This window comes from Azospirillum sp. ST 5-10, assembly GCF_051225715.1.
GTDB lineage: Bacteria > Pseudomonadota > Alphaproteobacteria > Azospirillales > Azospirillaceae > Azospirillum.
On the sequence record NZ_JBPJSP010000007.1, the window covers coordinates 206,463 to 220,701 of the forward strand.

The following is a 14,239-nucleotide window of genomic DNA, read 5'->3' on the forward strand; positions in this document are numbered from 1 at the left end:
CGTTACCGGAAGCTCCGCCCCTCGGGGAAGGTGCGGGCCGGGGCCGGCGGCCGGTGGTGGTCGGCGGTCAGCTCGGCCAGGCGGTGGGTGAGGTCGGCGAGGCGCTCCACCTTGAGGTGGATGACCGCGCCGTCCTTCTCCACCCGGCCGGTCGCCGCCAGCAGCCGGGCGGTGAGGATGGCGCGGCGGAAACGCTCGTACACCGGCGGCATGACCACCAGGTTGGCGATCCCCGTCTCGTCCTCCAGGGTGATGAAGATGACCTTCCCGGTGCCCGGGCGCTGGCGCACCAGCACCAGCCCGGCCACCGTCAGCCGCGCGCCGTCCGGCGTCGCCGCCAGCCGCTCCGCCGGGGCGGTGCCGGCCAGCCCGTCACGCAGCAGCGCCAGCGGGTGGGCCTTCAGGGATAGGGTCAGGCTGGCGTAGTCCATCACCACGTGCTCGCCCAGCGCCATGTCGGGCAGGGCCACCGCCGGCTCGGCCTGCCCGGAATCGGCGAGGGTGGCGAACAGCGGCAGCGGCTCCGCCCCCAGCGCCTTGACCGTCCACAGGGCGGCGCGCCGGTCCAGCCCCAGGGAGCGGAAGGCGTCCGCCCGGGCCAGCCGCTCCAGCGCCCCCGGCGACAGCCGGGCGCGCCGCCACAGGTCGTGGACGTCGCGGTAGCCGGCCCCGCGGGCGTCGACCAGCCGCGCGGCGTCGTCCGGGGCCAGCCCCTTGACCAGGCGCAGGCCGAGGCGGAGGGCACGGATTCCCTCTCCCGCCGCCGGCGGGGGAGGGATAGGGTGGGGGCTAGGTTTCTCGGGCGGACCTTGCCCCCACCCCGACCCTCCCCCGCCGGCGGCGGGGGAGGGAGATTCCAGCGTGCAATCCCACGCCGAGAGGTTCACGTCGGGCGGCAGCACCGCCACCCCGTGCTCGGCGGCGTCGCGGACGATCTGGGCGGGGGCGTAGAAGCCCATGGGCTGGCTGTTCAGCAGGGCGGCGGCGAACACGTCGGGGTGGAAGCGCTTGATCCAGGCCGACACGTACACCAGCAGCGCGAAGCTGGCGGCGTGGCTCTCCGGGAAGCCGTACTCGCCGAAGCCCTCGATCTGGCGGAAGCAGCGCTCGGCGAACTCCCGGGCGTAGCCGTTGGCGGCCATGCCGGCGACGAAGCGGTCGCGGAAGCCGGCCACCTGGCCGGTCCGGCGGAAGGTCGCCATGGAGCGGCGCAGGCGGTCGGCGTCGTCCGGGCTGAAGCCGGCGGCGTCGATGGCGATCCTCATCGCCTGCTCCTGGAACAGCGGCACCCCCAGCGTCTTCTTGAGGATGCGCTCCAGGGTCTTGGACGGGTAGTCCACCGGCTCCTGCCCGCGCCGGCGGCGCAGGTAGGGGTGCACCATGTCGCCCTGGATCGGCCCGGGGCGGACGATGGCCACCTCGATGACGAGGTCGTAGAAGGTCCTGGGCTTGAGGCGCGGCAGCATCGACATCTGCGCCCGGCTCTCGACCTGGAAGACGCCCAGGCTGTCGGCCCGGCACAGCATCTCGTAGACCCGCGGGTCCTCCTTGGGGAGGGTGTCCATGGTCCAGCGGCGGCCGTAGTGCCGGTCGATCAGGTCGAACGCCTTGCGCACGCAGGTCAGCATGCCGAGCGCCAGCACGTCGACCTTGAGGATGCCGAGCGCGTCGATGTCGTCCTTGTCCCACTCGATGGTGGTGCGCTCCGCCATGGCGGCGTTCATGACGGGGCACAGCTCGCTCAGCAGGCCGCGGGTGATGACGAAGCCGCCGACGTGCTGGGACAGGTGGCGGGGGAAGCCGATCAGCTCGCGCGCCAGCTCCAGGGTGCGGGCCAGCCGCGGGTCGCCGGGGTCGACCCCGCTCTCGCGCGCCCGCTCCTCGCTGATGCCCTCGCTGCTCCAGCCCCAGACGCCGCCGGCGAGCCGTCCCACCGTGTCGGCGGACAGCCCCATGGCCGTCCCCACCTCGCGGATGGCGACGCGGGTGCGGTAGTGGATGACGGTGGCGGCCAGCCCGGCGCGCTCGCGCCCGTACTTCGCGTAGATGTACTGGATGACCTCCTCGCGCCGCTCGTGCTCGAAGTCGACGTCGATGTCCGGCGGCTCGTTGCGGGCGGCCGAGACGAAGCGCTCGAACAGCAGGTCGGTGGTGGTGGGGTCGATCTCGGTGATGCCGAGGCAGTAGCAGACGGCGGAGTTGGCGGCACTGCCGCGCCCCTGGCAGAGGATGCCCTGGCCGCGGGCGTAGCGGACGATGTCGTGCACGGTGAGGAAATAAGGGGCGTAGCCGAGCTGGCCGATCAGCGCCAGCTCGCGCTCCAGGGTCGCCCGCACGGGATCGGGGACGCCGTCGGGATAGCGCCCGGCGGCCCCCTCCCAGGTCAGGGCGACCAGGCTCTCCTGGGGCGTGCGGCCGTCGCCGGCGACCTCGTCGGGGTACTCGTAGCGCAGCTCTCCGAGGGAGAAGCGGCAGGCCGCGGCGATCTCCAGGGTGCGCGCCACGGCGTCGGGGTGGTCGCGGAACAGGCGCGCCATCTCCACCGCCGGCTTGAGGTGCCGTTCGGCGTTGGCGGCGAGGCGCCAGCCCGCCGCGTCGATGGTGGTGTGGCTGCGGATGCAGGTCAGCACGTCGGCCAGGGCCCGCCGGCCCGGCCCGTGGTAGAGCACGTCGTTGGTCGCCACCAGCGGCACGCGCAGCCCGGCCGCCAGCTCGGCCAGCCAGGCCAGCCGCTTGGTGTCGTCGCCGCGGTAGCGGTGGCTGGCGGCGAGGTACAGGCTGCGGCCGAGCTCGCCGCGCCAGCGCCGCAGCTCGGCGGCGAAGCCGGCGTCCTTGCGGCCCTCGGGCGGGACGGCGAGGAACAGCATGCCGGCGGCGTGCTCCAGCACGTCGTCGCGGCCGAGGAAGCAGGCGCCCTTCGGGGCGCGCCGCTTGCCGAGGGTGAGGAGGCGCGACAGCCGGGCGTAGGCGGCGCGGTCGGTGGGGTAGGCGAGCAGGCTGCCGGCGTCGGTCAGGTCGAGCCGGCAGCCGATCACCAGCGGCAGCCCGTGCAGGCCGGCGGCGACGTGGGCGCGCACCACCCCGGAGAGCGTGTTGCGGTCGGTCACCGCGAGCGCCGCGTGCCCCAGCGCCGCGGCGGTCCGCACCAGCTCGTCGGCGTGGGAGGCGCCCTCCAGGAAGGTGAAGTTGGTGGTGACCTGGAGCTCGGCGTAGCGGGTCATGGGGGCGCTCCCGTGTCGGTCCCCCCTCCTGACCTCCCCCCACTTCGCGGGGGGAGGAACGGGCCCTCCCCCGCGCAGTGGGGGAGGGTTGGGTGGGGGGACGATGCGACCACGCCGCCTGCCATCGATCCGCCTCTCATCCGAAGAACCCGTGCAGGAACCAGGCGGCCTTGACGCCCGGCCGGTAGAGGCCCTGGCGGAACAGCCAGAAGCGGCGCCCGTCGGTGTCCTCGACCCGGTAGTAGTCGCGCGGCTCGCCCTCCGTGCGCCACCATTCGGCCTCGATGCGCTCCGGCCCGTCGGCGCGGCGCACGCGGTGCACGGCGCCGCGCCAGCGGAACAGCACCGGCGGGTCGTCGGGGATCGGCGCGATCGCCTCCACCGCCTCCGGCGGGGCGAGCAGGCGCACCGGCCGCACCCGGTCGGCCGGCCAGGACGCCGCGTCCGCCGCGGCCTCCAGCGCCGGCGCTCCCGCCACCGTCCGCTCCGGCAGCCAGCTCTGGCGCGGCACCAGCCGCAGCACCGAGGCCGGCCCGAGCCGGTTGCCCAGGCGGTCCACCAGCTCCCCCAGCGGGGCCGCGTCGCCGTCCCCGCCGAATCCTCCGTCGAATCCCACCTGCGCCGCGCCCAGCGGACCGGTCTCGTCGGCGGCCAAGGTCATCGCCTCGATGCCGGGGCCGGGGGCGATGCGCTCCAGCCGCTCGGCGAACAGGCGCAGCAGCCCCGCCGGGTCGCGCCGCGGCCGGCCGGTGCCGATGGCGACGCCCTGCACCGGGTCGTCGAGCCGGCGGTCGATCCGGTACGCCGCCAGCTCCAGCCGGCGCGCCCCCTCCTGGGTCCGCTCCAGCCCGGCGCACAGGCGCTCGAGCAGCCGGCGCACGGCGGCGGCGATGGCCTCGGGCGTGGCGATCGGCTCGGCGAAGGCGAGGCGCGCGGCGTGGCGCGGCACCGGCCGGTGCGGCGACAGCGGTTCGTCGAGCCGGCCCAGGGCCTGGTCGAGGCGGCGGCCGACCTCCGGCCCGAAGCGGGCGGCCAGGGTGGCGCGCGGCACCGGGTGCAGGTCGCCGATGCGCCGCAGCCCGACCGCCGCCAGCCCCTCGGCCGCCGCCGGCGGCAGCCGCAGCGCCGCCACCGGCAGCGGGTCGAGGACCGCGCGCTGGCCGCCGGGCGGCACGGCGCGGCGCGGCGATCCGGCGAATCGGGCGACCGCCCACGCCGCCGCCGCGGTGTCGGCGATGGCGGCGCGCGACTCGAAGCCGGCGGCGGCCAGCCGGTCGGTCAGGTCGCGCAGCAGCGGCGACTCGCCGCCCAGCAGATGGGCGCAGCCGGTGACGTCGAGCAGCAGCCCGTCGCCGCCGTCCGGCCGCGTCCAGGGGGTGTAGCGCAGCGCCCAGTCCGCCAGCCGGTCGAGCCGGCGGGCGTCGCCCTCGGGATCGGCGTCGAAGACGGCCAGCCCCGGCTCCAGCGCGCGGGCGTCGGCCAGGGTGGCGCCGGGGCGCACGCCGGCCTCCTCGGCCAGCCGGTCCACCGCGGCGACGAGCCGCCGCCCGCGCTCCACCAGGACCGCGGCGGCCGGCCGGGCCGCTGGATTCCCCTGCCGGCGCCGCCACGCGTCGGTGGCGAGCCGGGGCAGCCAGAGCGACAGGATGCGCCGCGCCATGCCGTCCTCCTTTCCTGCGAGCAGTCAGAACATAACAGGAACATCATAGGGCCAAGATCGCTCCGGGTGGAGTCCCCAGCGTTGCCTGGGCCGCAGGGCGGGCTTGCCGGCGGCGGCCGGGATGCCGATATGGAAGGCATGAGGACATTCACGCTGTTCGCGGTCCTGCTGGCCGGATTGACCGCCGGCGGGGCGCCCCGTGCCGCCGAATTCCAGACCTACACGCCGGGCGGGCGGATCGGCGACCAGCCGCCCCCGGCCGCCGCCCCGGAGGCGCCGCCGCCCCCGGCGAAGGCGCCGGGGGGCGAGGCGCCGCCGGTGCGCCGCGGCAGCTCCACCCCGCCGCCGCCGCCCCGCATCGCCGGCCCGACGGTGACGCCGTCGCCGATGCCGCCCGACATCCGCGGCGCCACCGATTCGTTCAAGCGCGACCTCGATCAGCCGGCGCTCGACCGGCTGCGGCTCGACCGGGCGCTCGGCCGGCTCGATCCCGCCCAGGAGCGCGACCTGATGATGCGCCAGCACCAGCTCGACAGCCTGACCCGCGACCCGCTGCGGCGGTAGGTGACACTGTTCCGGCGTTTCCCTAAAGTCCGCTCAGCCCCATGGCCGCCGGAGGCCGGGGAGGATGGACCCAGGAGCGTCGCATGGAGCACCGCCCGACCCACGACGAGGACGTGTTCGCCTGGTCGCAGCACCAAGCGGCGGTGCTGCGCGGGCTGGCGGCGCGGCGCGGGCGTCCCAACGACCTCGACCTGGATCACCTGGCCGAGGAGATCGAGGATTTGGGACGCGACGCCCTGCTCGCCGTTCCTGCCGCGTGTCCGCTGACCCTCGGCGCGCTGCTCGACGAGGCTTTCGATGGCGCCCGCACCGTCGCCGTCCCGCACGCCATCCCATGCGCCTGAGCCTCGTCCTCGCCGCCCTGCTGCTGGCGGCGGCACCGGCGGAGGCCCGCACGGTGCTGACCGGCACCGCCTTCGGCGCCGGTTTCGTCGGCCCCATCGTCGTGCTGGCCCACCTCCTGGGCTTCCTCGCCGTCGGCCTGTGGGCCGGGCAGAACGGCGGCGCCGCGGTCTGGCAGATGCCGGCGGCGGCGCTGGTGGCGGCGCTGGCCGCCGGGCTGGCGGCGCAGGCCGGCCTGACGCTGCCCTACGCCGGGCAGGGGCTGGCGGGATCGCTGGTGGTGGTGGGGGCGCTGGTGGCCTTCGGCCTGCGGGCACCCCTGGCGGTGACGGTGCTGGTGGCCGCGGCGGCGGCCGTCTTCCACGGCTACGTCCAGGCCGGGCCGCCGGTGGCGTGGGCGGGGTTCGCCGCGGCGGTGCTGCTGCTGACCGCCGCCGGGGTGGGGCTGGTGGCGCTGCTGCTGCAGGCGGCGTCGGCGCGCGCCGTGCAGATGTGTGGCGCGGCCGTCGCGGTGGTGGGGGTTCTCGACCTCGCGGGCGTGCTTTAGGGCCGGGTTGCCTTGAAAAAGGCACGGAGCTGGTATCTTGTGTCGCGGATTCCACCGGGTCTGGTCAGACGAGGAAGGACCGCCGTGCCGCGCGCCAACGCCCACGTCCCCCGCTCCGCCCTCGGCGTCCGCTTCACCCGCCGCCGGGTGCTGGCCGGCGGGGGTGGCCTCGCCGTGTGCGCGGCGCTCGGCCAGGGGGCGGCGGCGCAGGAGCTGCGCTTCTTCCGCATCGCCACCGGCACCACCGGCGGCACCTATTTCCCGATCGGCGGACTGATCGCCAACGCCATCTCCAACCCGCCGGGCTCGCGGCCGTGCGATCGCGGCGGCAGCTGCGGGGTGCCCGGCCTGATCGCCGTCGCCCAGGCCACCTCGGGGTCGGTGGAGAACATCGAGCTGCTGCGCAGCGGCGGCGCGGAGGCGGCGCTGGCCCAGGCCGACGTGGTGTTCTGGGCGTACACCGGCAGCGGCATCTACGACGGCAAGCCGCCCTTCGACTCCCTGCGCAGCATCGGCACCCTCTACACCGAATCGGTGCACATCGTCGTGCGCGGCGACGGCGACATCCGCAGCGTCGCCGATCTCCGCGGCAAGGTCGTCTCGGTCGGCGAGGAGGGGTCGGGGACGCTGGTGGACGCACGCGTCGTGCTCGGCGCGTACGGGCTGGGCGAGAGCGACCTGCAGCCCCGCTACCTCAAGCCCGGCACCGCCGCCGACCGGCTGGCGCGGCGCGACCTCGACGCCTTCTTCATCGTCGGCGGCTTTCCCGTCGCGGCGGTCAGCGACGTGGCGTCGCGGGTGCCGGTGCGCCTGCTGCCCATCGACGGTCCGGAGGCCCAGCGCCTGAAGGCGCACCAGCGCTTCTTCATCGACACCGTCGTCCCGGCCGGGACCTATCCCGACGTTCCGGCGACGCCGCTGCTCAGCGTCGGCGCCGAGTTCATCGTCCGCGCCGACCGCCCGGAGGAGGTGATCCACGGCGTCACCAAGGCGCTGTGGCACGCGAGCACGCGGCGCCTGATCGCCGAGGGTCACCCCAAGGGCAGCAGCCTCGACCCGGTGAGCGCCGTCGCCAACGTCTCCATCCCGCTGCATCCCGGGGCCGAGCGCTACTACCGCGAGGTCGGCCTGGTCGGCAACGCCGCCAACGAGGCCGAGCCGAAACCGCCGGCCAGCCCCGCCCCGGCCGCCGCCGACCCGGCCGCCGCCGATGCCAAGGCGGCTCCCGACGCCGCCGCTCCCGGGACGGCCGACCCCGCCGCGGCGCCGGGCACCGGCGCCGACTGATCCGTCCCGACCGAGGGAGACCCGCCATGACCCGGACCGCCCCCTACGGCACCTGGGAATCGCCCGTGACCGCCCGCAGCCTGGCCGAGGGCGGACTCGGCCTGCGCGACCCGTGGCGGCGCGGCGACGCCGTGTTCTGGCTGGAGGGCCGGCCGGCCGAGGGCGGGCGCACGGTGCCGGTGCGCCGCGCCGCCGACGGCACCGCGGCCGACCTGCTGGGCTCCGGCTGGGACGTCCGCGGCCGCGCCAACGAATACGGCGGCGGCGACGCCCTGTATCTCGACGACCTCGACGGACGTCCGGCGCTGGTCTTCTGCTCCGGCGCCGACCAGGCGCTGCACCTCGTCCGCCTCGACGGCGGCGGCCCCGATGGCGCTCCCGATGGCGGCGAGCCGGTGCCGCTGACCCGGGCCGGCCGCGACCGCTTCGCCGACCCCCTCCACGATGCGGCGCGCCGCCGCCTGATCGCGGTGCGCGAACGCCACCCGGAGGAGGGGCACGGCGAACCGGAGACCACCCTGGTCGCCGTGCCCCTGGACGGGATCAGCGACGGCGGCACGGTGCTGGCGGCGGGCGCCGATTTCTACGCCAGCCCGCGCCTCTCGCCGGACGGACGGCGGCTCGCCTATCTCTCCTGGGACCATCCGAACATGCCGTGGGACGGCACCACCCTGTGGGTGGCGGAACTCGACGCGGACGGCGCGCCGGGCCGGCCGGCGGCGGTGGCCGGGGGAGCCGGCGAAGCGGTGGCGCAGCCGGTCTGGCTGCCCGACGGACGCCTGGTGTACGTGTCGGACCGGACCGGCTGGTGGAATCTGTACGTCTGGGACGGCGGGCACAGCCGGGCCGTGCTGCCGATGGCGGCCGAGTTCGCCCACCCCCTGTGGGTGTTCGGCATCCGCGACCTGGCGGTGGTCGACGGGCGCACGCTGGCCTGCGCCTACACCGAGCGGGGCACCTGGCGTCTCGGGCTGGTCGACGTCGGCGCCGGGACCCTGCGGACGGTCGACCTGCCGTTCTGCGACCTCGGCGGCCTGTCGGTCGACGGGCGCACGCTGACCTTCTGCGCCGCCGGCCCGGCGACCCCCAACGGCGTGGCGACGCTGGACCTCGACGGCGGCGCGTGGCGGACGGTCCGGCTCGCCACGGCGACGCCGCCCGACCCGGCGTACGTCTCGGTGGCGCAGCCGATCCGCTTCCCGACCGGCGACGGGGCGGAGGCGCACGCTTTCTACTACCCGCCGGTCAACCCCGCCTTCCGGGCGCCGGAGGGCGAGCGGCCGCCGCTGATCGTGCGCAGCCACGGCGGCCCGACCGCCGCCACGTCCGCCGCCTACGCCGCGAAGATCCAGTTCTGGACCAGCCGCGGCTTCGCCGTGGTCGACGTCAACTACCGCGGCAGCACCGGCTACGGCCGCCCCTACCGCGACGCGCTCAAGGGGATGTGGGGGCTGACCGACGTCGGCGACTGCGTGGCCGCCGCCCGCCACCTGGCCGGGGCCGGGCTGGCCGACCCCGACCGCCTCGCCATCGCCGGCAGCAGCGCCGGCGGCTACACGGTGCTGTGCGCCGTCACCTTCCACCGTCTCTTCCGGGCCGGCGCCAGCCATTACGGCATCAGCGACCTGGAGACCCTGGCGACCGACACGCACAAGTTCGAGAAGCACTATCTCGACAGCCTGGTGGGGCCCTATCCGGAGCGCCGCGACCTCTACGCGGCGCGCTCGCCGATCCACCACGTCGACCGGCTGGCCGTGCCCATGGTGTTCTTCCAGGGCCTGCAGGACCGGGTGGTGCCGCCCGACCAGGCGCAGCGCATGGTCGACGCCATCGACGCCAAGGGCCTGCCGGTGGCCTACGTCACCTTCCCCGACGAACGGCACGGCTTCCGCAAGGCCGACAGCATCGTCGCCGCGCTGGAGGGCGAGCTGTACTTCTACGGCCGCGTCTTCGGCTTCGCGCCGGCGGGCGATCTGCCGGCGGTCCCGATCCGCAACCTCGGCTGAGGCTACTGGAACAGCGGCACCGGCAGCAGCCCGCCGAGCCCCCAGGGCCGGTTCGGGCCGCGCTCCAGGCCGAAGGGGGAGCGGGCGCCGAGGTTGCGCTCGAAGATCTCGCCGTAGTTGCCGACCTGGGCGATCACCTGGCGCGCCCAGTCCTTCGGCGCGTGCCAGGAGTCCGGCACCGGCCGGCCGCCCAGCAGCCGGGCGAGCTCCGGGTCGTCGGGAACCGTGCCGGCCTTCGCCATCGCCGAGGTGAAGCCCTTCTCCTCGGCGAGGATGGTGGCGTAGATGGCCCAGCGCACCAGGTCGTACCACACGTGGTCGCCGCGGGCGATGAAGGGGGTCAGCGGCTCGCGGGAGATGACGTCGGGCAGGATGCGGATGCCCAGCCCGGCGCGCCGGTAGCCGGCCAGCGAGGTGGTCAGCACGCTGCGGTCGGTGGTGAACAGCTCGCACTGGCGGCCGAGGAAGGCCTGCAGGGCCTCGTCGAGCGTGGTGAAGGTGCGGATCGTCCAGCGCCGGCCGGTGCGCTGGATGTAGTCCTCCAGGTTGCGCAGCGTCGTCGTCGCCGACTTCACGCAGACGGTGCTCGGCTCCAGCTCGTCCAGCGGCACCAGCCGCGGGTCGTCGGTCCAGGCGGCGAAGCCCTGGCCGTCGTAGTAGAGGGGGTCGAGGAACTCGACGTCGTAGTCGACCTCGCGGCTCAGGGTCCAGGTGGTGGTGGTCAGCACGATGTCGACGTAGCCGCGCTCGACCGCCTCGAAGTCGAGCGGCTTGTCGGGCAGCCGGGCGACCTGGATGGCGTCGGCGTCGCCCAGCACGGCGGCGGCGATCACCCGGCAGTAGTCGACGAGGAAGCCGGCGAGGCGGCCGCGCTCGTCGGTGTGGGTGAAGCCCTTGATGCCGGCCCGCTCGCCGCAGATCAGCTCGCCGCGCGCCCGGATCGCCGCGACCGTCGCCCCGTCGGCGGTCCCGGCGCCGGCGGTCCCGGCGTGGGCGGCCGGGGCCTGGATGGCCGGGGCCAGCGCCCACAGGGCCGCCAGCACCAGGCCGGCGCGCCGAACCATCCCACCGTTCCTCCGCTGCGCCATCGCACCCCGCCTCCGCCGCCGTGAACGGGCGGCATCATACACGCTCGGACGGCGACCGGCGCACGCATCGACGGCCGCACCCGCCCGGGGCCATCGCTCAGGCCGCCTGCCCGCGCATGCTGGCCAGCAGGCCGTTGAGCGCGCGCGATTCCTCCGACAGGCGGTTGGCGTTCTCGATGAGGCCGTCGGCGATGCGGCCGACCCGGCCGGCCTGCTCGTTGACGCCGCCGATGAGTGCGGTGAGATGGGTCGAGCCGCCGGCGATCTCGCCGACGCGGCGCATGATCTCGGTGGAGGAGAGGTTCTGGTTGCCGACGGCGGCGCCGATGGACTCCTGCACCCGGCTGATCGTGTCGACGGCCTGGACGATCCGGTCGAAGGTGCCGACGGTCGCCTGGATGCTGCCGTTGATGCCGTCGACCGAGGCGGAGATCTGCACCGTCGCCGTGGCCGTCTCCTCCGCCAGCTTCTTCACCTCGGCGGCGACCACGGCGAAGCCCTTGCCGGCCTCGCCGGCGGCCGCCGCCTCGATGGTGGCGTTGAGCGCCAGCAGCTTGGTCTGCCGGGCGATGCCGGTGATGACGTCGACGATGCGCATGATCTGCACCGTGTTGTCGCCGAGCGTGCGGACGATGGTGCCGGTCTCGTCGAGGCGCCCCGTCGCCTCGCCGACCGCCGTGGCCGCCTGCGCCGCCAGCGCGGAGACGCTGCCGATGTCCTGCATCAGGGTGGTGGCGCAGTCGCGCGCGGTGTCGGCGTTGCGGCTGCCTTCGGCGACCATCGCCGTGGCCGCGGCGGCGCTGTCGACGGTGCTCGCGGACTCCCGCTGCAGCGCGTCGGCCAGGGTGCGGAGCTGCTCGGCCTGGCCGGCGCAGGCCGAGGCGATCCGGTGGACGTCGTCCATCAGGGTGCGGGCCGCCTCGGCCGCCCGCACCTGCTCGGTGACGTCGGCCCAGGTCACCGCCTTGCCGATGGCGTTGCCCTGGTCGTCGCACACCGGGTCGACGTTCAGCTCCACCGAGGTGTCGGCCAGGGTGGCGAGGCGGCGGTGGACGGAGGGCGCGGCGGCGTCGCCGGCGGCGATGAGCTCGGCGCCCGACGGGCCGATCAGGCCGGGCGTCGCCGGGTCGGTGCCGTGGCGCCGGCAGAACTCCAGCGCCGCCGGGTTGGCGAACCGCCCGGTCCCGTCGGTGCCGAGGAAGACGGTGGGCATCGGGCTGCTCTCCACCATGCGCTTCATCAGGAACACCTGCTCGACGCTCGCCCGCAGCCGCACCAGGGCGGCCGCCATCACCGCCAGCTCGTCGCGCCCGGTGCGCGGCACCTCGATGGAGGTGTCGCCGCGGGAGATCTGCTCCATGGCGCCGGCGAACTTGCGCAGGTTGCGGAACACCGCCATGTGCAGCAGCAGGTAGGCGCCCGCCGACAGCGCCAGGGCCACCAGGGCGAACAGCTCGACCGCCGTGTTGCGCAGGGTCGTCACGCTGGCGACGAAGCCGCCGATGTCGCGGGCGATGGTGATGGTGGCCCAGGGATGGCCGCCGTCGCCGGGGACGGTCACCGTGGTCGTCGACAGGCTGGCCGCCGGCCCGTCCTCGGTCGCGTGCGGCTCGCCGCCGCTGCGGGAGCTCTCGCCGATGGTGTTGCCGGCGGCGTCGAGGAAGCGGATGTCGGCGTTGAGAGCCTGGCCCAGGGTGGCGAAGGCGTCCAGCGGCTCGGTCACCACCTCCAGGAAGCCGGCGACGCGGAAGCCGCCGATGGGGACGATCATGCTGTAGAGGGGATGGCCGTCGGCGCTGCGCCACAGCCGGATGGCGCGCTGGCGCTTCTCCTGGATCGGCCGGGCCTTCAGCGCCTCGGCGAGGTCGGGCAGGGAGGCCACCGAGGCGTCGCCGCCCTGGCGGGAGCGGCTGACCGGGTTGAGGTCGGCGTCGAAGACGTTGAGCGCCACCAGCCTGACCGAGCGGTCGACGACCACCGGGCGCTGGAAGACGCCGTCCAGCGCCAGCCCGATCTTCCCCGCGTCGCCGGCCTGGGTGGCGGCGACCAGCGTGCTGTCGCGGCTCCATTCGTCGACGTGGGGATGGAGCCAGTCCGTGTAGCTCGTCTGCACCCGGTCGGTCATGAGCGCCCGCGCCGCGTCGGCGCTGGCGGCGTCCATGGTCTCCACCGCGAAGTCGGTGTAGCGGTCCGACACCCAGGCCTGGCTGAGATAGAGCACCGCCAGCAGCAGTCCTCCCACCAGCAGGAGTGCCCGCCGCAAGGTCCACAGGCGGTACCGGGTCTCGTTCGCCGCGTCGCGCCGCATCGTCCGTCTCCCACTCCGCGTGCCGGCCGTCCCCATCCCGCTGGGGTGCCGGCGGTCGACCGCGACTGTGGCGGCGGCGCGTGAACAACGTGCGTGGCGCGTGTGAACAGAATGTAGCGAAGTTCGAAATTTTGTATCGAAAGCCGCGCAACGGAACGTCGCGGGGGACGGGGTCAGGTGACGTCGGTGGCGAAGACGTAGCCGCTGCCGTGCACCGTGACGATCAGGCGCGGCGACCCGGCGTCGTCCTCCAGCAGCCGGCGCAGGCGCCGCACCAGGCTGTCGATGGTGCGGTCGGCGGCGTCGCTGCGCCGCCGGGTGGTCGCCTCCAGCAGGTAGTCGCGGGTCATGATGCGGCCGGGGTTGCTGGCGAACACCGACAGCAGCTCGAACTCGGCGCCGGTCAGGCGGACGTCGGTCCCGTCGGGCCCGACCAGACGGCGGCGGTCGAGATAGAGCGTCCAGCCGGCGAAGCTGCGGCGGCGGTCCTGGCGCGCCGCGGCGGTGCCCCGCACCCGCCGCAGCAGGTTGCGGGTGCGGGCCAGCACCTCGCGCGGTTCGAAGGGTTTGACGATGTAGTCGTCGGCGCCCATCTCGAGCCCGACGATGCGGTCCAGCCGGTCGCCGCGGCTGGTCAGCAGGATGATGCCGACGGCGGAGGCGACCCGCAGCTCGCGGGTGACGGTGAGGCCGTCCTTGCCGGGCAGGCGGATGTCGAGCAGGATGATGTCGACGGGCTGCCGGGCCAGCAGGGCCTCGAGATCCTCGGCGTTGCCGGCGGCGTGGACGGCGATCCCCTCGTCCTCCAGATAGGCCTTGAGCGTCTCGCGCGTCACCGCGTCGTCGTCGACTACCGCCACGTTGGCTTGCATCGCGTGCCCGGCCCCGCCCAGCGATCACGGCCGGCCCGGCGGCCGGCGTCGGTGGAACGATGGCGCAGGCCGCACCCGTGCGTCCAGCGCCGAAACCCCCGGAGTGGGAGAAAAGGCGGCCCGCCGCGGCTCCCCTGGGGGCGTGGCGGCGGGCCGCAAGTCAAGCCGTCGATCCGGACGTGCCCGTCGCGGGGGGAAAGACGGCCACGGCTGCCGGCCGGCCCGCAGGGTGGAGGGCGGGACGGCCGGCAACCGATTCAGTGGGACAGGATCTGGCTGAGGAACAGCTTGGTGCGGTCGGACTTGGGATTGCTGAAGAATTCGCCGGGGGTGTTCTGCTCGAC

General features: G+C 74.9%; 10 protein-coding genes and 1 pseudogene. 5 read left to right on the forward strand and 6 right to left on the reverse strand.

Annotated elements, in window-relative coordinates:
* Positions 1-2: 2 nt before the first annotated feature.
* Both ACSBPG_RS11200 and ACSBPG_RS11205 read right to left on the reverse strand, forming a co-directional pair.
* A complete protein-coding gene (locus ACSBPG_RS11200) occupies positions 3-3,221 on the reverse strand; it encodes an error-prone DNA polymerase (protein WP_435537242.1) in 3,219 nt (1,072 codons plus the stop codon).
* Positions 3,222-3,357: 136 nt separating this feature from the next.
* The gene (locus ACSBPG_RS11205; RefSeq protein ID WP_435537243.1) at positions 3,358-4,881 is read right to left on the reverse strand and encodes a Y-family DNA polymerase; all 1,524 of its coding nucleotides are present in this window, start codon (positions 4,879-4,881) and stop codon (positions 3,358-3,360) included.
* A 138-nt stretch (positions 4,882-5,019) separates the two neighbouring features.
* On the opposite strand from ACSBPG_RS11205, the gene ACSBPG_RS11210 reads away from it, so the two are divergent.
* From ACSBPG_RS11210 to ACSBPG_RS11230, 5 genes are all read left to right on the forward strand, one after another.
* Positions 5,020-5,445: a hypothetical protein gene (locus ACSBPG_RS11210; RefSeq protein ID WP_435537244.1), complete on the forward strand. Its 426-nt coding sequence runs from the start codon at positions 5,020-5,022 to the stop codon at positions 5,443-5,445.
* An 83-nt stretch (positions 5,446-5,528) separates the two neighbouring features.
* Positions 5,529-5,789 (forward strand): DUF29 family protein, encoded by a 261-nt coding sequence (locus ACSBPG_RS11215; RefSeq protein WP_435537245.1) that lies wholly within the window; start codon positions 5,529-5,531, stop codon positions 5,787-5,789.
* A complete protein-coding gene (locus ACSBPG_RS11220; protein ID WP_435537246.1) occupies positions 5,780-6,334 on the forward strand; it encodes a HupE/UreJ family protein in 555 nt (184 codons plus the stop codon). Before ACSBPG_RS11215 ends, ACSBPG_RS11220 begins: the two co-directional genes overlap by 10 nt.
* Before the next feature lie 84 nt (positions 6,335-6,418).
* The gene (locus ACSBPG_RS11225; RefSeq protein ID WP_435537247.1) at positions 6,419-7,621 is read left to right on the forward strand and encodes a TAXI family TRAP transporter solute-binding subunit; all 1,203 of its coding nucleotides are present in this window, start codon (positions 6,419-6,421) and stop codon (positions 7,619-7,621) included.
* A 26-nt stretch (positions 7,622-7,647) separates the two neighbouring features.
* Positions 7,648-9,627 carry a prolyl oligopeptidase family serine peptidase gene (locus tag ACSBPG_RS11230; protein WP_435537248.1) on the forward strand — a complete coding sequence of 660 codons (1,980 nt, stop codon included), beginning with the start codon at positions 7,648-7,650 and terminating at the stop codon, positions 9,625-9,627.
* A 2-nt stretch (positions 9,628-9,629) separates the two neighbouring features.
* Here the strand turns inward: ACSBPG_RS11230 and ACSBPG_RS11235 are convergent, their stop codons facing one another.
* The 4 genes and pseudogenes from ACSBPG_RS11235 to ACSBPG_RS11250 form a co-directional block, all read right to left on the reverse strand.
* On the reverse strand, positions 9,630-10,691 hold the full coding sequence (locus ACSBPG_RS11235) for a transporter substrate-binding domain-containing protein (RefSeq protein WP_435537249.1): 1,062 nt from the start codon (positions 10,689-10,691) through the stop codon (positions 9,630-9,632).
* 121 nt (positions 10,692-10,812) lie between these two features.
* Positions 10,813-13,023, reverse strand: coding sequence for a methyl-accepting chemotaxis protein (locus ACSBPG_RS11240; RefSeq protein ID WP_435537250.1), 2,211 nt, complete (start codon positions 13,021-13,023; stop codon positions 10,813-10,815).
* A gap of 173 nt (positions 13,024-13,196) precedes the next feature.
* Positions 13,197-13,883, reverse strand: coding sequence for a response regulator (locus ACSBPG_RS11245; RefSeq protein ID WP_435537251.1), 687 nt, complete (start codon positions 13,881-13,883; stop codon positions 13,197-13,199).
* Between the two features lie 269 nt (positions 13,884-14,152).
* Positions 14,153-14,239, reverse strand: a pseudogene (locus ACSBPG_RS11250) (amino acid ABC transporter ATP-binding protein); the annotation flags it as partial.

What these genes read in the sequence shown, in the direction of transcription:
- ACSBPG_RS11235 (WP_435537249.1), bottom strand. Translation starts at nt 10,691, where the DNA reads ATGGTTCGGCGCGCCGGCCTGGTGCTGGCGGCCCTGTGGGCGCTGGCC.
- ACSBPG_RS11205 (WP_435537243.1), bottom strand. Translation starts at nt 4,881, where the DNA reads ATGGCGCGGCGCATCCTGTCGCTCTGGCTGCCCCGGCTCGCCACCGAC.
- ACSBPG_RS11220 (WP_435537246.1), top strand. Translation starts at nt 5,780, where the DNA reads ATGCGCCTGAGCCTCGTCCTCGCCGCCCTGCTGCTGGCGGCGGCACCG.
- ACSBPG_RS11210 (WP_435537244.1), top strand. Translation starts at nt 5,020, where the DNA reads ATGAGGACATTCACGCTGTTCGCGGTCCTGCTGGCCGGATTGACCGCC.
- ACSBPG_RS11240 (WP_435537250.1), bottom strand. Translation starts at nt 13,023, where the DNA reads ATGCGGCGCGACGCGGCGAACGAGACCCGGTACCGCCTGTGGACCTTG.
- ACSBPG_RS11215 (WP_435537245.1), top strand. Translation starts at nt 5,529, where the DNA reads ATGGAGCACCGCCCGACCCACGACGAGGACGTGTTCGCCTGGTCGCAG.
- ACSBPG_RS11200 (WP_435537242.1), bottom strand. Translation starts at nt 3,221, where the DNA reads ATGACCCGCTACGCCGAGCTCCAGGTCACCACCAACTTCACCTTCCTG.
- ACSBPG_RS11230 (WP_435537248.1), top strand. Translation starts at nt 7,648, where the DNA reads ATGACCCGGACCGCCCCCTACGGCACCTGGGAATCGCCCGTGACCGCC.